At 64.1% G+C, this 18,762-nt stretch carries 18 protein-coding genes; 2 read left to right on the top strand and 16 right to left on the bottom strand.

Features of this window, described 5'->3' with window-relative positions; all coding sequences use genetic code 11:
- Positions 1-7: 7 nt before the first annotated feature.
- The 6 genes from BM341_RS03720 to yrfG form a co-directional block, all read right to left on the bottom strand.
- Positions 8-2,392, bottom strand: a complete 2,385-nt coding sequence (locus BM341_RS03720) for a Tex family protein (protein WP_089793041.1) — start codon at positions 2,390-2,392, stop codon at positions 8-10.
- Between the two features lie 56 nt (positions 2,393-2,448).
- Positions 2,449-2,946, bottom strand: coding sequence for a peptide-methionine (R)-S-oxide reductase MsrB (msrB, locus tag BM341_RS03725; RefSeq protein ID WP_089793043.1), 498 nt, complete (start codon positions 2,944-2,946; stop codon positions 2,449-2,451).
- A gap of 186 nt (positions 2,947-3,132) precedes the next feature.
- Positions 3,133-4,719, bottom strand: coding sequence for a phosphoenolpyruvate carboxykinase (locus BM341_RS03730; protein WP_089793045.1), 1,587 nt, complete (start codon positions 4,717-4,719; stop codon positions 3,133-3,135).
- Between the two features lie 329 nt (positions 4,720-5,048).
- Positions 5,049-5,924, bottom strand: a complete 876-nt coding sequence (gene hslO, locus BM341_RS03735) for an Hsp33 family molecular chaperone HslO (RefSeq protein ID WP_089793047.1) — start codon at positions 5,922-5,924, stop codon at positions 5,049-5,051.
- Between the two features lie 139 nt (positions 5,925-6,063).
- Entirely contained in the window at positions 6,064-6,453 is a 390-nt protein-coding gene (gene hslR, locus BM341_RS03740) for a ribosome-associated heat shock protein Hsp15 (RefSeq protein WP_089793049.1), read from the bottom strand.
- Positions 6,446-7,144, bottom strand: a complete 699-nt coding sequence (yrfG, locus tag BM341_RS03745; RefSeq protein ID WP_089793051.1) for a GMP/IMP nucleotidase — start codon at positions 7,142-7,144, stop codon at positions 6,446-6,448. The genes hslR and yrfG overlap by 8 nt, the downstream gene beginning before the upstream one ends.
- Before the next feature lie 106 nt (positions 7,145-7,250).
- Here yrfG and nudE point away from each other — a divergent pair, with 106 nt between their 5' ends.
- Entirely contained in the window at positions 7,251-7,859 is a 609-nt protein-coding gene (gene nudE / locus BM341_RS03750) for an ADP compounds hydrolase NudE (protein ID WP_089793053.1), read from the top strand.
- A gap of 61 nt (positions 7,860-7,920) precedes the next feature.
- Here nudE and BM341_RS03755 read toward each other — a convergent pair whose 3' ends face one another.
- Positions 7,921-8,964 (bottom strand): oxidoreductase, encoded by a 1,044-nt coding sequence (locus BM341_RS03755; RefSeq protein ID WP_089793054.1) that lies wholly within the window; start codon positions 8,962-8,964, stop codon positions 7,921-7,923.
- A gap of 253 nt (positions 8,965-9,217) precedes the next feature.
- On the opposite strand from BM341_RS03755, the gene BM341_RS19175 reads away from it, so the two are divergent.
- Positions 9,218-9,694 carry a hypothetical protein gene (locus BM341_RS19175; RefSeq protein ID WP_089793056.1) on the top strand — a complete coding sequence of 159 codons (477 nt, stop codon included), beginning with the start codon at positions 9,218-9,220 and terminating at the stop codon, positions 9,692-9,694.
- Between the two features lie 104 nt (positions 9,695-9,798).
- Here BM341_RS19175 and lon read toward each other — a convergent pair whose 3' ends face one another.
- The 9 genes from lon to ribD all read right to left on the bottom strand — a co-directional run bounded on the left by lon (position 9,799) and on the right by ribD (position 18,747).
- Positions 9,799-12,243, bottom strand: a complete 2,445-nt coding sequence (gene lon, locus BM341_RS03765) for an endopeptidase La (protein WP_089793058.1) — start codon at positions 12,241-12,243, stop codon at positions 9,799-9,801.
- 106 nt (positions 12,244-12,349) lie between these two features.
- Complete coding sequence (locus BM341_RS03770) at positions 12,350-13,591, bottom strand: DUF945 family protein (protein WP_089793060.1); 1,242 nt, start codon at positions 13,589-13,591, stop codon at positions 12,350-12,352.
- A gap of 99 nt (positions 13,592-13,690) precedes the next feature.
- A complete protein-coding gene (locus tag BM341_RS03775; RefSeq protein WP_089793062.1) occupies positions 13,691-14,164 on the bottom strand; it encodes a phosphatidylglycerophosphatase A family protein in 474 nt (157 codons plus the stop codon).
- The gene (gene thiL / locus BM341_RS03780; protein ID WP_089793064.1) at positions 14,161-15,129 is read right to left on the bottom strand and encodes a thiamine-phosphate kinase; all 969 of its coding nucleotides are present in this window, start codon (positions 15,127-15,129) and stop codon (positions 14,161-14,163) included. The genes BM341_RS03775 and thiL overlap by 4 nt, the downstream gene beginning before the upstream one ends.
- Positions 15,130-15,142: 13 nt before the next feature.
- Entirely contained in the window at positions 15,143-15,646 is a 504-nt protein-coding gene (gene nusB, locus BM341_RS03785) for a transcription antitermination factor NusB (RefSeq protein ID WP_089793066.1), read from the bottom strand.
- The gene (gene ribH / locus BM341_RS03790; protein ID WP_089793068.1) at positions 15,643-16,155 is read right to left on the bottom strand and encodes a 6,7-dimethyl-8-ribityllumazine synthase; all 513 of its coding nucleotides are present in this window, start codon (positions 16,153-16,155) and stop codon (positions 15,643-15,645) included. Before ribH ends, nusB begins: the two co-directional genes overlap by 4 nt.
- 81 nt (positions 16,156-16,236) lie before the next feature.
- A complete protein-coding gene (gene ribBA / locus BM341_RS03795; protein WP_089793069.1) occupies positions 16,237-17,403 on the bottom strand; it encodes a bifunctional 3,4-dihydroxy-2-butanone-4-phosphate synthase/GTP cyclohydrolase II in 1,167 nt (388 codons plus the stop codon).
- Positions 17,404-17,418: 15 nt separating this feature from the next.
- Entirely contained in the window at positions 17,419-17,592 is a 174-nt protein-coding gene (locus tag BM341_RS19180; protein WP_175507787.1) for a hypothetical protein, read from the bottom strand.
- 27 nt (positions 17,593-17,619) lie between these two features.
- A complete protein-coding gene (gene ribD, locus BM341_RS03800; protein ID WP_089793071.1) occupies positions 17,620-18,747 on the bottom strand; it encodes a bifunctional diaminohydroxyphosphoribosylaminopyrimidine deaminase/5-amino-6-(5-phosphoribosylamino)uracil reductase RibD in 1,128 nt (375 codons plus the stop codon).
- Positions 18,748-18,762: the final 15 nt, after the last annotated feature.

Raw genomic sequence — 18,762 nt, forward strand, 5'->3', positions numbered from 1 at the left:
TGCAAAGTCACCGGCCTTTTTTCGCCTGCAGAAGCGCGGCGCCGAGCGCGCCCATCTGCCCATCCGACTGGCCTTTCCCGGTCCCGGACTGGCGGGGCTGGCCGCCCTTGCGCCCCGCCTTGTCTTGCCCACCTCGACGGCCTTCCGAGTTTCCGCGCCGCGACCGGTCGGCCCCGGCGTCTTCCAGCGGATCATCGAGGCGCATGGTAAGGGCGATGCGCGCGCGTTCAAGGTCCACGCTCATCACCTTGACGCGCACGATGTCTCCGGCCTTGACCACCGTTCGCGGATCCTCGACGAATCGCTCGGAGAGCGCCGAAATATGTACCAGGCCGTCCTGATGAACGCCGATATCGATGAAGGCGCCGAAGTGAGTAACGTTGGTGACGCCCCCCTCGAGGATCATGCCGGGCTCGAGGTCCTTGAGCGTCTCGACGCCCTCACGAAACTCTGCCGCCTTGAACTCGGGTCGCGGGTCGCGGCCGGGCTTGTCCAGCTCCTTGAGGATATCGCTGACGGTGGGCACGCCAAAGCGCTCATCGGCAAACTCGGCTGGCACGATCGCCTTGAGGGTCACACTGTCGCCGATCAGGCCGCCCAGCTCGCGACCGTTGCGCTTGGCGATCCGCTCGACCAGCGGGTAGGCCTCGGGGTGAACCGCGCTGGCGTCCAGCGGGTTGGTGCCGTTCATGATGCGCAGGAACCCGGCGCACTGCTCGAAGGTCTTGGGGCCCAGCCGGCTGACGTCGAGCAGCGCGCGGCGGCTGAGAAACGCCCCCTCGGTATTACGCCGCGCGACGATGGCCTCGGCCAGCGCCGGGTTGAGGCCGGCGACCCTCGAGAGCAACGCGCTCGAGGCGGTATTGAGATCCACGCCTACCGCATTGACACAGTCCTCGATCACCGCCTCCAGGCTCTTCGACAGTTGCAGCTGAGAAACGTCGTGCTGGTACTGCCCCACCCCGATGGACTTGGGCTCGATCTTGACCAGCTCGGCCAAGGGGTCCTGCAGGCGCCTGGCGATGGAGACCGCGCCACGGATCGTCACGTCGAGGTCGGGAAATTCGCGCGAGGCATACTCGGAAGCGGAATAGACCGAGGCGCCGGCCTCGCTGACCATCACCTTGGCCAGCGCGCGCTTACCGTGCCCTTTATGTGCAGCGAAGCGCTTGACCAGGTCGCCGGCGAGCCGGTCGGTCTCGCGACTGGCGGTACCGTTGCCAACGGCGATCAGCGCCACGTCGTGCTTTTCGACCAGTGCGGCGAGTTCAGCAAGCGACGCGTCCCAGCGGTTCTGGGGCGCATGGGGATAGATGGTGGTGTGCGCGAGGAACTGACCGGTCGCGTCCACCACCGCCACCTTGCAACCGGTGCGCAGGCCCGGGTCGATGGCAAGTGTGGCCTTCTGGCCCGCCGGTGCCGCGAGCAACAGGTCCTTGAGGTTGGCGGCAAAGACGTCGATGGCGGCCTGCTCGGCGCGCTCGCGCAGGCGGCTCAGCAGCTCGGTCTCGAGCTGGGTATAAAGCTTGACCCGCCAGGTCCAGCGCACCACGTCGCGCAGCCAGGTATCGGCCGCACGCCCCTCGTCACGGATGGCAACATGACGGGCGATCATCACCTGGGCCGGATGGATCGGCGCGTCCTGCTCGCCGGGCAGGCGGATCGACAGCGCGATCACTCCCTCGTTGCGGGCGCGGAACATCGCCAGCGCGCGGTGTGAGGGGGTCTTGGCCAGCGGCTCGTCATGCTCGAAATAGTCGGAGAACTTGGCGCCCTCACGCTCCTTGCCTGCCAGCAGCCGAGCGCTCAGCTCGCCCTCGCCCCACAGGCGCTCGCGCAGCTGCCCAACCAGCTCGGCGTCCTCGGCGAAACGCTCCATCAGGATCTGACGCGCGCCATCCAATGCCGCCTTGGTGTCCTCGACGCCCGGCGTGTCGCCTTCCGTGGGACGAAGATAGCCCGCCGCCTCGGCCTGCGGGTCGCGGGTCGGGTCGGCCATCAGTGCATCGGCCAGCGGCTCGAGCCCCGCCTCCCTGGCGATCTGGGCCTTGGTGCGGCGCTTCTTCTTGTAGGGCAGGTAAAGATCTTCCAGGCGCTGCTTGGTATCGGCAGCCTGCAGGCGCGCCGCCAGGTCGTCGGTCAGCTTGCCCTGCTCATCGATGGCGGCGAGCACGGTAGTGCGCCGCTCCTCCAGCTCGCGGAGGTAACGCAGGCGTTCGTCGAGCTGACGCAGCTGGATGTCGTCGAGCCCGCCGGTCACTTCCTTGCGATAGCGAGCGATGAAGGGCACGGTGGCCCCGCCGTCGAGCAGTTCGACCGTGGCGGTGACCTGCTGCGTCCTGACGCCGAGCTCGTCAGCGAAACGCGTAATGATGCGGTTGGTGGCGTCCATGTAACCCCTGTCGCTGCTTCAGGAAACGAATCGCGACAAGGTATCACAAACCATGCTCAGGCGGGGACGAATGACAGTGCCAGACCGTTGTTGCACCAGCGCAGGCCGGTGGGCTCCGGTCCATCGTCGAACACATGGCCCTGATGGCCGCCGCAACGGGCGCAGTGGTATTCCGTACGCGGCCAGATGGCCTTGTAATCGACCTTGCTGAGCAGGTGCCCCTCGACATGCTCGAAGAAACTCGGCCAGCCGGTGCCGGAATCGTACTTCATGGCACTGGTGAACAGCAGCAGGTCACAGCCGGCGCAGCGAAACTCGCCCTCGCGGGTTTCCTTGTCCAGCGGGCTGGAGAAGGCCGGTTCGGTGCCCTCCTCGCGCAGAATTTCGTACTGCGCCTCACTCAGCCGCTCCCGCCACTCGGCCTCGGTGAGCTCCAGGGTCTCGAGCCCGTCGGCGCGCTTGAGGTCGGGTTTGGGCCTGGCGCTCGCTATGCTAGGCAGCAAGCCCGCCAGCCCTCCGGCGCTCAATAACCCCAGAAAATGACGACGCTTCATCGTTGACCTCCCTTGCATACATGACATCGAGCGATAAACCGCCACGATACTTTTATAAAGACATCGCAATGACTGTGCAGTGCCCCGACAGCTGGATGCATAAAAAAACGGGGCGAGTCTCGTGACTCACCCCGTTTCGACCCTGCGTTCGCCACAGGGTTCTCTCATCGATTGAGCGTCAGCTAATCAACGCTGCGGCCCCGCCGCGATGATGGCCGAGTCGACACCGGCAAACTTCTCGAAGTTTTCGACGAACTTGGTGGTCAACTCCTGCAGTTGCCGGTCATAGGCAGCCGAGTCTTGCCAGGTCCGGCGAGGGTCGAGCAAGCGCGAGTCCACGCCCGGCACTGCTACCGGCACCTCCAGGTTGAGACCCTCGATATGCCGGGTCTCGACATCACGCAGCACACCGGCCTGGATCGCGGCGATGATGGCACGCGTGGTGGGAATCGAGAAGCGCGCCCCGCCTTCCCCGAAGGCACCTCCGGTCCAGCCGGTATTGACCAGGTAGACCTGGGCGTCCTTGGCCTCGACCCGCTTTATCAGTAGATCGGCATATTCGCGGGCCGGGCGCGGAAAGAACGGCGCGCCGAAGCAGGTGGAGAAGGTCGCTTCTAGGTTGCTGGAGGAGCCCATCTCGGTCGAGCCGACCTTGGCGGTGTAGCCGGAGAGGAAATGGTAGGCCGCCGCCTCCTTGGAGAGCACCGATACCGGCGGCAGCACACCGCTCATGTCGCAGGTCAGGAAGACGATGGCGCTGGGCTCCCCGGCACGATTTTCGGGAACGCGCTTTTCCACGTGTTCCAGCGGATAGGCGGCGCGCGAGTTCTGGGTCAGGCTGCCGTCGGCATAGTCGGGTTCACGACGATCATTGAGCACCACGTTTTCAAGCACCGTGCCGAACTTGATGGCGTTCCAGATCACCGGCTCGTTCTTCTCGGAGAGATCGATGCACTTGGCGTAGCAGCCGCCCTCGATGTTGAAGACCGTGCCGGGCCCCCAGCCGTGTTCATCATCGCCAATCAGGTAGCGCGCCGGGTCGGCGGAGAGCGTGGTCTTTCCGGTCCCCGAGAGGCCGAAGAACAGCGTGGTCTCACCGTCCTCGCCAACGTTGGCCGAGCAGTGCATCGGCAGCACATCGGACTCGGGGAGCAGAAAGTTCTGTACCGAGAACATGGCTTTCTTCATTTCACCGGCATAACGCATGCCGGCAATCAGCACCCGCTGACCGGCAAAATCAAGAATCACGCAGCCGTCGGCGTTGGTACCGTCGCGCTGCGGATCGCATTCGAAGTATGGCGCATTGAGAACGGTCCACTCCTGCTTCAAGGCGGGATTGAACGGCTCGGGACGCACGAACATGGTACGACCGAAAAGGTTATGCCAGGCCGTTTCGGTCGTCACGCGCACGGGCAGATAGTGCTCGGGGTCGCTGCCCACATGCAGTTCCGAGACATACTGCTCACCGTTAGCCAAGTAGCGCTCGACGCGGCGCCACAGGGCCTCGAACTTGTCGGCATCAAAAGGCAGATTGACATTGCCCCAATCGATTCGGCCGCTGGTGGAAGGCTCATCGACGATGAACCGATCCTTGGGCGAGCGGCCGGTACGCAGCCCCGTGTTCACCACCAATGCACCATTGGCGGCCAGGCGGCCTTCGCCATTGCTCACGGCGCGCTCGATCAGCTCCGCGCTACTGAGATTGACGTGAGTGCAAGGAGTGGCGGCTGGCTGTGCGCTGACAGCCTGGGATGCGGCTTGGGTCATGGTCATATCAATTCCTTGGCCTGGCGGCCGTTCTCTCTCGTGAGCCGGGCGTCGTCGACGCAGCTAAGCTGATGCCTTCGAACCACCAGGTGCGGGTCTTCCCGTCTTGTTCCGTGGTGATCCTTTCATTGTCGTGTTACGGAAGCGGCGGTCATTATGACAAAAACAACTGTCGCGGGGAACGGCGTTTTTGGACGAAGATCTTGTAGTTTTACTACTACATCGGCGATCTTCGCATACCTTACAAATGTTCACAAATGAACATCGTATACCTATGTTGCCAGCGCGCGTACAACGACAAAGAGAAGGTCAACACGAGCCGGTCAAGCAGAGAATCAGTGGATGACCGGCGGCTCGTCATCGGCAGCCACCAGCAGCGCCTCGATATCGGCAGGCGAAAACCGATAGCGACTATGGCAAAAATGACACTGGGTCTCGATCTCCCCCTGCTCCGCCAACACCTCACGCAACTCCGCTTCGCCAAGCGTCAGAAGCCCTTCGCCGATTCGCCGGCGTGAACAAGTGCACGCAAAACGCAATGACTTGGGCTCATACACTCTCACCGTCTCTTCGTGATACAGCCGATACAACATGTCGCGCTGTTCGAGACCGAGCAATTCGTCTGTGGTCAGCGTAGCCGCTAGCTGGACGGTCCGCCCCCAGGCATCGTCATCCTGGTTCTGCGAGCCCTCGGGCAGGCGCTGCAACAGCAGGCCCCCGGCGCGGCTATCGCTCGCCGCCAGCCACAGGCGTGTCGGCAACTGCTCGGATTGGGCAAAATACGCCTCGAGACATTCCGCCAGGCTGTCGTGTTCCAGGGCCACGATGCCCTGGTAACGCTGTCCTTCCCTGGGGTCCAGGGTGATCATGATCTGGCCGTCGCCAATCAACTCATGAAAGCTCATGTCATCGGTCGGAGGCTCGGCATCTTCGGCCAAGCGCGCGATCGCCCGCAATTCCCCGCCGGGATTGGACTCGGCCATCAGCAGCGCCAGGGCTCCCTTGCCGCGCACTTCGATGCTCAGGGTGCCGTCGAGCTTCACGGTATCGGTAAGCAGCGCCACCGCAGCCAGCAACTCGCCCAGCAAGTGATTGATGGCCGGCGAGTAGTGATGACGCTCGAGCACGTCCTGGTAGGCCTGCTCAAGGGTGACGATCTCGCCGCGCACGTTGGTACGATCGAAAAGGAAACGCTGAATCTGGTCATTCATGACGCGTGGGGACCTGAAAGTTGATGGCTGGAAAGGTGTGATTAAAAAAAGAAGTGACTGGAAAGTAGTGTCTGGAAAGTAGTGTCTGGAAACCGGTGACTGACGATTGATGGCTGCCGTCACGAATAGCCGACAGGACTCAATCCTCGCCCTGATTGCGCTGGAAGCGCTGAATCTCGCGTCGCTGCTTCTTGTCGGGACGCTTGAGGGGATGCTGCATGACCTGATTGGTCAGACGACGCGCCTCGGCCTCGCGCTCGCGACGCGCGACACTCTCCGGTGTCTCTGCATAGAGAGTGCGGGCTTCGGGGGCGCCGCGTCGCTGGTCGGAAAGCGCCAGCACCTCGACCTCGAGGATATCCCAGCCCTGCGGCACGCGCACCAGCGCTCCCACCTCGACGGCCTTGCTGGTCTTGGCCCGAGCACCGTTGTATTGCACCTTGCCACCCTCGATGGCCTTCTTGGCCAGCGCCCGCGTCTTGAAGAAGCGCGCCGCCCATAACCACTTGTCCAGACGCACGCTATCCATGAGTGCCGTCTCCTGTGTCCTCACCCTGCAGCGGCGGCAGGTTCTGCGGCAGAATCGACGCGAAACGATCAAGAACGATGAATTCCTCGAGCTCCTTCTCGGGCCGCGTGCTGTCGGGCTGCTTGATGCCGAGCAAATGGCGAATACCGAACTCGCGCGCGCTCTCCAGCACCGATGGGTTGTCGTCGATGAACAGGGTGCGCTGGGGGTCGAAGGGCTCGACTTCCTGCAGGGCAAACCAGAAGGCCTGCTCTTCCTTGGGAACACCAAGATCGGCCGACGAGACGATGGCGTCGAGATAGGTCTCCAGGCCCGTGAGCGGCAGCTTGAGCTCGAGGCTCGCCCGGTCGGCATTGGTCGCAAGCACCACGCGAGGATGGGCCTGTTGCAGCCACTTGAGAAAATCCAGGGCATCGCCGCGCAACCCGATCAAGTGCTGGATTTCGCGCTTCAGCGCCACGATGTCGACATCCAACTCGCGACTCCAGTACGCCAGGCTGTACCAGTTGAGCGTGCCCTTTTCATGAATGATTCGCGAACGTAGCTGCGCCTGGGTCTCTTCATCCAGTCGATGAAGCTCGACGTAACGACGCGGCAAGTGTTCGAGCCAGAAATGGCTATCGAAGTGCAGATCCAGCAGGGTCCCGTCCATGTCCAGCAGGACGGTATCGATGGCGTGCCAGTCGATCATCGCAACTCCGGATGGCATCGTTGATGGCGTGAGGCGTAATATTGTACCCAAACAGGGACGGCGACGCATGGGCCGGCCCGCCACGTCGGTGAAAGGAGTCATCAAGATGCAAGAGAGCGACCCGACGAGCCCGCAAGGCGCGACCCACTGGCCGGAAAAACCCAAGGTGCTTTCGCGCCACACCGTCGCACGTAGCCGGCTGTTTCATATCGAATCGCTGGACTTGCGCTTCGCCAACGGCGAGGAGCGCTGTTTCGAGCGGCTGACCGGCAGCGATCATGGCGCGGTGATGATGGTCGCCATGCCCGACCCCGAGCATGTGCTGCTGATCCGGGAATATGCGGCGGGCTTCGAGGACTACGTGCTGACCCTGCCCAAGGGACTGGTCGACCCCGGCGAGGACGTGATCAGCGCCGCCAATCGCGAACTCATGGAGGAATGCGGTTTCGGGGCACGGCGTATCGAGCCACTGGTGGAGCTGTCCCTGGCCCCCAACTACATGCGCCATCGCATGCAGGTCATGCTGGCGACAGACCTCTACCCCAAGCGCCTTCCCGGCGACGAGCCGGAACCGCTGATCGTCGAGACCCACGCCATCCAGGAACTGCCGGCCCTGCTCGCCCGCGAGGATTTCCATGAGGCCCGGGCCATTGCCGCCCTGTACATCGCGCGTGATCGGTTGCGCAACGAAGAGATCACCCCGTCGCTGTGGTAACACCTACTCATGGCGGCGCCGGCACTGACGCGCCAAACGTGCCCGACACGCCAGCAAGCCGCTACTTGAGATTGATCCAGCGCTTCTGGCGGTGACTGTCCAGCCCCACCTCCAGCAGGGTCATCACGGCGATTGCCTCATCGACACTCACCGGGGGCGGGGTGCCTTCCAGAAGCGCCGAGGCGATTCCCGCATAGTAGGCGAGATAATCCCCGGGTGGCGACGGCGCACGGCGCTCGCTAAAACCGGCCTCGCCATTTTCCAGCGTCAAGCGACCCGGCCAGGGGTCGACGCCCCACTCCGGCGTGGGCCTGCGGCCTTCCTTGAGCCATCCCTCCTGAGGATCGAGGCCGAACTTGACGAAGCTGCCGCGCGTGCCGTTCACACGAAATCTCGGCGTTTCTTCGGCGGCCAGGGTACCTGCCTGCAGCACCACCCGCTTGTGGTCATAGGCCAGCATCGCCAGGAAATCGTCGTCGACCTGGGCGCCATCACGCAGCGCCGACAATTCCACGAAAACGGCCTTGGGCATGCCGAACAGCAATATCGCCTGGTCGAGCAGGTGGGGTCCCAGGTCGTACCAGATCCCACTGCCCGGTTGGTGTCGCTCACACCAGCGGTCCGCCGGCACCATGGGACGAAAACGGTCGAAGCGCGATTCCAGACTCGCCACCCGCCCCAGCTCGCCCGCCGCGATCACCTCCTGCAGGGCCAGGAAGTCACTGTCCCAGCGACGATTATGAAAGACACTGAGCATGCACTGCGCATTGGTGGCCAGGCTTTTCAGCAGCCTGGCCTCGGAGAGTGTGATCGTGAGCGGCTTGTCGACCACCACATGCTTGCCCGCCCCCAGGGCGGCCTTGGCCAGGGCGAAGTGCGTGTCGTTGGGGGTCACGATCACCACCAGATCGATATCTGCTCGGGCGAACAGCATGGCCGCCTTGGGCAGCACCTCGACCGACGGCAGGTCGGCCTTGACCTTGTCGGCGTCACCACTGACGACAGCGGTCAGCTCGAGGGCCGGGGTCGCCTCGATCAGCGGGGCATGAAAGGCCTTTCCCGCCATGCCATAGCCGACCAGGCCGACCTTGAGTGTCTGAGTCATCATCGATCCCCTGTACGAGTGGATGCGCTTCGAGTTTGTCATGGGCGACAGGGGCTTGCCAGCCGCCCCAGGACCGCGCCTTGCTGTTCGTCATCTATTCGATGGCACAGCAGGAATCGCCGAACTAATCTGTATTCGACGCAACAGGAATCGCGTCAGGCTGGGGCCCCCACGCATCGTCAGCTGGGACAGCCTCGTCAGCTTTACTGCTTTTTACAAGAAACACATTCTTGTAAAACAAGGAGTTAAGAAAATGAAAAGGATTCATGATACCCACTCTACCCTGCGCGCCTTCGGTATTTCCCTGTTGCTGACCGGGCTGCTCGGCGCCGGCGCGGCGTTGGCCGATGACGCTTCCGGCAGCGGCAGCACCGGTCAGGAAGCCACGCAAGGCGGCATGGGCCAGGAGGGCATGGCAGAGGATTGCCCGGAAGAGATGAAAGAAGAGGATGGAGAATGCCCCGCCGACTGGCCTTCCGACAGCCTTGGCGATGAAATGCCCCAGGAAAATGGCGGCAAGGGCACGACGGACGACACCGGCGACACACAGACCGAGGGGACCGGCACTGATTCCGACCGGACCGGCACCGGCGGCTCTGGCGGTACCGGCACCGATGGTACGGGCACCGACAGCATCGGGACCGGCGGTACGGGAAGTGGTACCGGAACCAGCGGCACCGGCAGCGGCGGCACTGGCGCTGGCGGCATGGGCACGGGTGGCGGCAACTGATGCCGGATATGGCAACAGGTTCCGCTGAGCCTACCTCAACCCCCGAGCGGCCCAGTGTCGCTCGGTCTATTTAGCGGCGCTCAAGATTCGTCAAGATCCAGAGCTCAGCCGAATACCACCTTCGCGACATCCGGGTAGCGGCCGGCGAAGTGGACCGTCATTCCCTCCTTGAGATAGTCAGGTAACTCCCCGTAGTCCCGGCGGTTGGCGTCGGGCAGGATCAGCTCGAAGATGTCGCTGCGTCGAGCGGCGATTACCTTCTCGCGAATCCCGCCTACCGGCAGCACCTGCCCGGTAAGCGTCAACTCCCCGGTCATGGCCAGCGGCCGTTCGATGGCACGATGCAGGGCCAGGGACAGCAAGGCGGTGGTCATGGTGACCCCGGCCGACGGGCCGTCCTTGGGTGTGGCGCCCTCCGGCACATGCAAGTGCACGAACGCCGAGTCGAAGAAGTCGCTATCGGCACCGTACTCGTTCAGGTGTCCCAGCACGTAGCTGTAGGCGATATTGGCCGACTCTTTCATGACGTCGCCGAGCTGACCGGTGAGCTTGAAGCCGCGATCCAGTGAGTGGACCTTGCCGGCCTCGATGGACAACGTCGCCCCGCCCATCGAGGTCCAGGCGAGGCCAGTGACGACGCCCTGGCCCTTCATGACCTGATCCTTGCGGAAGAGGGGCGCCCCGAGGAAATCCTCGAGATTGTTCACTGATACCCGCACCGACTTCTGATCGTTCTCGAGCATCTTGACGGCCGCCTTGCGCACGATGCGGTGCAACTGTTTCTCGAGTTGGCGCACCCCGGCCTCGCGGGCATAACCCTCGATCACCTGCCTGAGTGCCGAGTCGGAAAGATTGATGCGCTTCTTGGGAATCCGGTCGCGCTTGAGCAGCTTGGGCCAGAGGTGATTCTTGGCAATCGCCAGCTTTTCCTCGGCGATATAGCCCGAGAGACGAATCTGCTCCATGCGATCCAGCAGCGCCGGCGGAATCGAATCCAGCGTATTGGCCGTACACACGAACAGCACCTTGGAAAGGTCGAGGCGCACGTCCAGGTAGTGGTCGAGAAAGTCGATGTTCTGTTCCGGGTCCAGCACCTCGAGCAGCGCCGAGGCCGGATCGCCCTGGAAGGATTGCCCCATCTTGTCGATTTCGTCGAGCATGATCACCGGATTCTCGACCTCGACTTCCTTGAGCGACTGCACCAGCTTGCCCGGCATCGCGCCGATATAGGTGCGCCGATGTCCTTTGATCTCGGCCTCGTCGCGCATGCCGCCCACCGAAAAGCGATAGAACTTGCGGCCCAGCGCCTCGGCGATCGAACGCCCCACCGAGGTCTTGCCCACCCCCGGCGGACCGACCAGCAGCAGAATGGACCCGCCGACATCGCCCTTGAAGGTCCCCTCGGCGAGAAACTCGACGATCCGCTCCTTCACATCGGTGAGGCCGTCGTGGTCGCGGTCGAGTACCTGGCGCGCATGGGCGAGGTCGAGCTGGTCAACGCTGTGCACGCCCCACGGCATCGAGGTGAGCCAGTCGAGATAGTTGCGCGTCGTACCGTATTCGGGGGAGCCGGTCTCCAGCACCGAGAGCTTGTCGAGCTCCTCCTCAATGCGCGTCAACACCTTGGGCGGCACCGTCAGCCCCTCGAGGCGGTCGCGGAAGGTGTCGACATCGTTCTCGCGGTCGTCCTTGGAGATGCCGAGCTCGCGCTGAATGACCTTGAGCTGCTCGCGCAGGAAGAATTCCCGCTGGCGCTTCTGCATCTGGGCGTTGACCTGGTCGCTGATCTCGCTTTGCAGCAGGGCAACGTCGATCTCCTTGCGCAGCAGCGGCAACACTTTCTGCATGCGCGGCATGACCGCCAGGGTCTCCAGCACATCCTGCAGCTCATGGCCCTTGGCCGAGGTAATCGCCGCGGCAAAGTCGGTCAAGGGACCCGGCTCATGGGGGCTGAAGCGGTTGAGGTAATGCTTGAGTTCCTCGCCATAGAGCGGGTTGATCGGCAGCAGTTCCTTGATGCCGTTGATCAATGCCATGGCATAGGCGCGGGTCTCGTCTTCCTCGACGTTGACCGGCTCGCGTGGGTAGGACACTTCGACCAGGTAAGGCGGCGTCTTTGACAGCCAGCGCTGGATGCGAAAGCGCTGCACGCCACGGGCAATGAACTGGAACTGCTGATCCTCGGCCTGAAGCTTGTGCACCTTGACCGCGGTGCCGATTTCGGGGAAATCCCCCGGCCCGATCTCCTCGACACCCGCCTCACCCACAAAGGCGAGCCCGACCACTTGATGCGGGGTATCGGCGACGCGACGCATGGTGTCTTCCCAGCGTTCGCGATTGATCACCAACGGCTGAACCTGGGCGGGGAAAAAGGGCCGATTGTGGATCGGCAACAGGTAGATACGCTCGGGCAGAGTATCGCGCGCGGGCACCATGGCATTACGCCCCTGGTTCCCTTCTCGGGAAGCGAAGTCATCGCCGGTGTCGTCGGGCTCTCGAACCCAGTCCTGTATCTCGGGGTCCTGGAAGCTATCCTGCTCGTCGCTCATGGGCTAATCGTCCTGATCCGATGTGACTGCAATAAGGCAAACTGATCAATCAATGCGGGCAGCCAGCAACGAGTTCAAGTCAGACGGCTGTTTTAACCATGCACCATCAACGCCAGAGCGGCGGCAACGGCCGGCCGTTGACCCGCACTCGGCCCCGAATCACATCGATTTCAAGGTCGCGGGTATCGAGTGGCAACCCCAGCCACAACGCCACGACCGCGGGAACGCCAGGCCAGTCGAAGTCGCCGTCCACACGCGATAGCCAGCGCTGCCGTTCGTTCTGATCGGGGAGGCGCCGCAGGCTCAACTCATCAAGGTTTCGCGCGTCGAAGAACAAGGCCCCGTTGCCCTGGACGCTGATGCCGAGCATGGGGCTGTCGAGCGCCACGGCCGAGACATCCAATCGCGGAGAGTCCTTGAGCATGTCGATCAGATAGGGCTCGAGCGTCTCCAGCAGCTCGTGTCCTTCCCGGGCCGCCTTCCCCTGTGCCGCCTCGCCGCGCAATACGGTCAACCCCTGGCGCAGGGCATCGGCGTTGATACGCGACAGCGACAGCGCCACCCGACCGGTCAGCAGCACCTGCTCGGCCGCCAGCACCTCGCTGATGGTCAGTTCGCTATCGATACGCAGTTCACGATCATCGAGGGTCATCTGGCTCTGGTAGACCAGGTCGCGTGCCGTGATGCCGAGGTCCGGCTGCTGCCAGTTGAGTGCTTCGACACGCAGCAGATCGTGTTGGGTGAAGTGGTAAGCGCCCTCCGTATAGGCGTAACGGCTCTCGAGCATGACCGGGCCGATGTCGAGCCTTGCGCTGCCGTCGGTGAGCCGCAGGGACGAAATACGGGCGCGTCCACGCCAGTCGCCGTACTCGCCATCGAAGGCCATCTCACCGCCCTGGAAATCCAGCTCACGCTGCCCCTGGCGGATCACGAAAGGGGCCAGCTGAATCGAGCCTTCCAGGGTGCCGCTCAGCGTGTGGTATCGCGCATGCCAGCTCGGTGGATTCGACGGCAGCGCCTCGCCGAACACGTGGGTCTGCCGTGGCCCCATCAGCGGCATTGCCAGCCCCTCGACACGGGTACTGAGTATCCCGTGATCGGCCTCATAGCTCAGCGCAAGATGCCAGGCATCGCCCAGCACCGGCGCAAGGTGAATAGTCCCATGGGATGTCAGCCAGCCTCGCTCGACGCCGCTGCGCTCGACGACAAGCTCACCGCGCGCCTCCAGATCGTTGACCGCTCTTGCCAACTCGCGCTCGAACAGCAACCCGGCAAGATATTGGGCCGCGGCCCAGGCCATGGCGACGATGATCAGGACCGGGACGATCAAACGTTCCTTGCGTACCATGGTTTCCCTTATTCACGACGGCACCTCGCCTCGCGGGCGACGCTGTCGTTCCCCGTGCCGGCATTCATTGCCCTCGCTGCACTTGATCAGTGCTTTTGGTCAGTGCAGCCAGAACCAGATATGCATCGTACTCCAGGCATATATGCCTGCAAGGACATCGTCGATCATGATGCCAAACCCCCCCGCCACTCGCCGGTCCGCCCAACGAATCGGCCAGGGTTTGAAGACATCGAAGACTCGGAAGATCACGAACCCCCACAGCGCTGCCTCCCAGGAAAAAGGCACGGCCGTCATGGTGATCCAGTACCCGACGAATTCATCCCAGACGATGCCGGAATGATCGTGTACCCCCATGTCCTGGGAAGCCTTGTCGCAGAGCCAGACCCCCCATACGAAGGTCACGACCAGCAGGGCCATATACCAGTTGAGCGGTAATTCGGAGATCAGCCAGTAGAAGGGAATCGCCGCCAGGGTACCAAAGGTTCCCGGCGCGAAGGGGACGGCACCGCTGCCCAGCCCGAAGGCGAGAAAGTGGGTCGGGCGGTGCCAGACGCTGGCAGGGGCGCGATTCATGGCGTGACTCCGTCGACAGCTTGCCCGGAAAAATGCTGCCATCCACCCTGCAACGCCTCATCAAAACCGGCGATGCCTGGGGTAGTGGTGGTGCGGCCGATGACCGTCAACGCAAGGCCCGTCGTCGCCACCCGCTCGCGAGCCTCATCGAGGCGCTCGGCGGGCAGGCTTATCAGCAGTTCATAGTCGTCGCCGCCGCTGAGGGCCGCCTCTTGTGCATGCGCTTCGCCCAGTGCCGCGACCAACCCTTCGGCCAGCGGTAACGCGGCGATGTCCAGCTCGGCACCGACGCCTGAGCTTGCCAGCAGGTGCTTGAGATCGGCATGCAGACCATCGGAGATATCGATCGCCGCGGTAGCCAGGCCCGCCAGCGCCTCGCCGGCCGCGAGGCGCGGCTGGGGCAGCAGGTAGCGCGCCAGTAGCGGGTGGGTGAGGTCGCGCTCGCCTTGCTGCCAGAGGGCAAGCCCACCGGCGCCCCCACCCAGCGCGCCGGTTACCGCCAGCAGGTCGCCGGACCGCGCGCCACTCCGGGTCAGCGCCGCGGCGGGCGACACCTCGCCCATGACGGTGACTCCGACCGCCAGTTCGCCCTGTGTGGTATCACCGCCGACCAGCGCGGTCCCGGTGGCATCGCACAGGGCGTGAAAGCCCTTGGCGAAGCCTTCGAGCCAGTCGGCGTCCGCGCTCGGCAGGGTCAGTGACATCAGGCACCAGCGCGACCTGGCGCCCATGGCGGCCAGATCGCTCAAGCTCACCGCCAGGGCGCGATGGCCAATGGCCTCGGCGGGTGCGTCGGCGGGAAAGTGCACATCGACCACCGAGGTATCCACACTGACCGCCAGGCGCTGGCCCGGTGTCGGCGACAGCAAGGTGCAATCATCGCCGACGCCCAGGGGCACCCCGGCCCCGACCTGCGGCGGCGCGGGAGTCAAGAAACGCGTGATCAGGTCGAATTCGCTGTGCATCACAGAGCGCCCATCAGCGACGACGGGCGGCGACCTCGGCACCACGCAAGCGGCCGGCGAGCTTGTCGAGGATGCTGTTGACGTACTTGTGGCTGTCCGTGGCACCGAAGGACTTGGCCAGTTCCACCCCCTCGTTGATCACCGCGCGATACGGCACCTCGAGGCGGCGCGACAGCTCGTAGGCGCCCAGGCGCAGGATGGCAAGCTCGATGGGGTCGAGCTCCTCGAGGCGGCGATCGAGCAGGGGCGAGATGTCCGCGTCGAGATCCGCCTTGAAGCGCACCACGTTATGCAGCAGCTCATGGAACAGCGCCAGGTCGGCGAACGCCATGACCTTGTGCCAGTTCTCGTGGTCTTCCATGTCCTCGTCGGCCACCTGGCTGCGGAATTCCGCCTCGACCGCGGTGATCGACTTGCCGGTCATCTGCCACTGGTAAAGCCCCTGCACCGCCAGCTCGCGCGCGGCATGCCGCGACTGCTGAGCCGCCGAGGGGGCACGGGGTTTGTCGCCTTTCATGCCTTGTCCTCTGCGTGCGGGTCCTGGTCGTCATCATTGCCGAAGCAGCGCAGTAGCGAGACCATCTCCATGGCGGCCATGGCCGCTTCCGCGCCCTTGTTGCCGGCCTTGGTACCGGCACGCTCGATGGCCTGCTCGATGGAGTTGACGGTGAGCACGCCATTGGCGATGGGTGTCTCGAACTCGAGTTGCAGGTTGCCAAGCGCAGCGTTGCAGCCACCGGCCACGTACTCGAAGTGCGGCGTGCCGCCACGGATCACCGCCCCCAGCGCAATCACGGCATCCGGACGCGCCACTTGAAGGACCTTCTTGACCGCCAGGGGCAGCTCCCAGGCGCCGGGCACGTGGACGATATCGATGTTGTCGCCCTCGACGCCGTGGCGCATCAGGATATCCACCGCCCCTTCCACCAGGCTGTCGACCACATGATGGTTGAAGCGGCCCACCACGATGACGTAGCGGCCGTCGATGTCGACGAAGGTTCCTTCGACTTGAGAAATCGGTTGCATGGTTTCAGGTTCCTCGTGAACTCAGTCCGGCTGAATCCGGGCACGGCCGGGCCATGCCGTTGAAAGGGGTGACTGCTGCGCTCACTCGTCGGCAGCGCTCTGATCGGTGGCAATGTCATCGGGACCCAGGCGCTCGACCACTTCAAGGTCAAAGCCGGAAAGTGCCGAGAACTTCCAGGGTGAACTGAGCAGGCGCATCCGGCCCACGCCGAGATGGCGCAGTATCTGTGATCCGGTCCCGATGGTCAGGTAATTGCCGGCACCGTCCGAACCGCTGTGGCGCGGGGTACGACGGCGCCCTAGGAAGACTTCGAGCTGATCACGGAAATCCTGATGGGGGCGTCCGTCATCGAGCAGCACGAAGACCCCTTGATCGACGCGAGCAATTTCCTCGAGGGCCGCGTGGGTCGACCAGTGGCCGCCTTCGCCCTTCTGCAGGCCGAGCAGGTCGCGCAGCGTATCAGCCAGGTGCACGCGTACCGTGGTCGGCTTTTCGGGCGTCGGCTGCCCCTTGACCAGCGCCAGATGGTGCGCCCCCTGGATGCGATCGCGAAAGACATGCAGCGTCAGTTCGCCGAAGGCGGTCTGAACCGGGGTCGACTCCACCGGCTCAACGGTCTGCTCGTTGTGGATGCGGTAGTGGATCAGATCGGCGATGGTGCCCATCTTGAGGTCATGCTCGGCGGCAAATTGCTCGAGCTCGGGACGACGCGCCATGCTGCCGTCGTCATTCATGACTTCGCAGATCACCCCGCTCGGCTCGAAGCCGGCCAGAGCGGCCAAGTCGCACGCCGCTTCGGTATGCCCGGCGCGGCGCAGCACGCCGCCCGGCTCGGCCATCAGCGGGAAGATATGTCCCGGCTGAACAATATCTTCCGGCTTGGCATCGCGCGCCACTGCCGCTCGCACGGTGCGGGCCCGGTCAGCGGCAGAAATACCCGTGGTGACACCTTCGGCAGCCTCGATGGAGAGCGTGAACTTGGTGCCAAACCCCGAATTGTTGTCGCGAACCATCAGCGGCAGCTGCAGATGTTCGCAGCGGCTGCGCGTCATCGGCAGGCAAATCAGGCCACGCGCATGACGCGCCATGAAGTTGATGTGCTCGGCCTCGACCTTCTCGGCGGCCATGATGATATCGCCTTCGTTCTCGCGATCCTCATCGTCCATGAGGATCACCATCTTACCCTGGCGAATGTCCTCGACCAGTTCAGCAATGGGGGCCATGCCCCCGGAGGAGGTGTGCACCATGGTATCTCCAGTGATTCAGCGTGACAGGCCTGGCGGCTCATCTCGAAACGGCGTCAGGGTACCGTGGCGCGGCGTCGGGCGCCAGTAGAGTGCACCGTGGCGCGGCGTCGGGCGCCAGTAGAGAGCACCGTGGCGCGGCGTCGGACGCCAGTAGAGTGCAGCGTGGCGCGGCGTCGGGCGCCGGTTCATACGCTCGGCGCCGATGCGGCAACAGGCCTAGGAGCGGGGTCGGGCGATAATCCGCCAATCGTGACCCACGGCACGGATATCGAGAATCTCGAGCGGCCGCTGGTGGGCCATTTCCGCCAGGCCCGGCAGCGCAAACAAGGGCCTCGCCTCGCCACCCAGCAGGGTGGGCGCGATGAAGAGCTGCATCTCGTCGACCAGGCCGGCATCGAGCATGGCCCCCGCCAGGGTCGCCCCGGTCTCGAGCAACACCTCGTTGGCCTGCTCGGTCTCGGCCAGATAGCGCAGCAAGGCATGCAGGTCCACCCGCCCTTCCGGCCCGGCCGGCATATCCACCACCTCGGCGCCGGCACGCTCAAGCCGCTGGCGCCTTTCGTCGTCATGGCCGGCGCGGGTCGCCACCAGGGTGCGGCCCGGCTCGCTCAGACAGGCCGCCGCCTGGGGCAGGCGCAACTGTGTGTCGACGACGACCCTCAGCGGCTGTCGCCGGGCAATGGCCTCGGCATCGTCGAGGTCGAGCGCCTCCGGTCGCACGGTGAGTCGCGAGTTGTCGAAGGTGACCGAGTCGACACCGGTCAGCACCGCGCTCGACTTCGCCCGCAGGCGCTGTACTTCTCGGCGTGCCTGCGGGCCGGTGATCCATTGCGACTCGCCGGACTGCATGGCGGTGCGGCCATCGAGGCTCATCGCCATCTTCAGGCGCACGAAGGGGCGACCGTGGTTCATGCGCATCACGAAGCCCGGGTTGAGCGCCAGCGCCTGGTCTTCCAGCAAACCGACCCTGACCTCGATTCTCGCGTCACGCAACATGGTGATACCGCGGCCCGCCACGGCGGGATTGGGGTCGGCCATGGCGATTACTACCGTCTTTACTTTCGCCTCGATCAGGGCTTGGGCGCAGGGGCCAGTACGTCCTTGGTGCGAGCAGGGCTCGAGTGTGACATAGGCCGTGGCGCCCCGGGCGGCCTCACCGGCGGCGCGCAGGGCATGGATCTCGGCATGCGGCTCGCCGGCACGGACATGATACCCCTCGCCGACCACGCGCTGGCGTTTGACCAGCACACAGCCGACCCGTGGATTGGGATGGGTGGTATAGAGGCCGCGACGCGCCAGTTGCAGGGCGCGGGCCATCCAGGTTTCCGGGGGCTGCTTGGCCATGCCATGGGCTCCCTT

It is taken from the genome of Halomonas korlensis (assembly GCF_900116705.1).
In the GTDB taxonomy this organism is placed as follows: Bacteria; Pseudomonadota; Gammaproteobacteria; order Pseudomonadales; family Halomonadaceae; genus Halomonas; species Halomonas korlensis.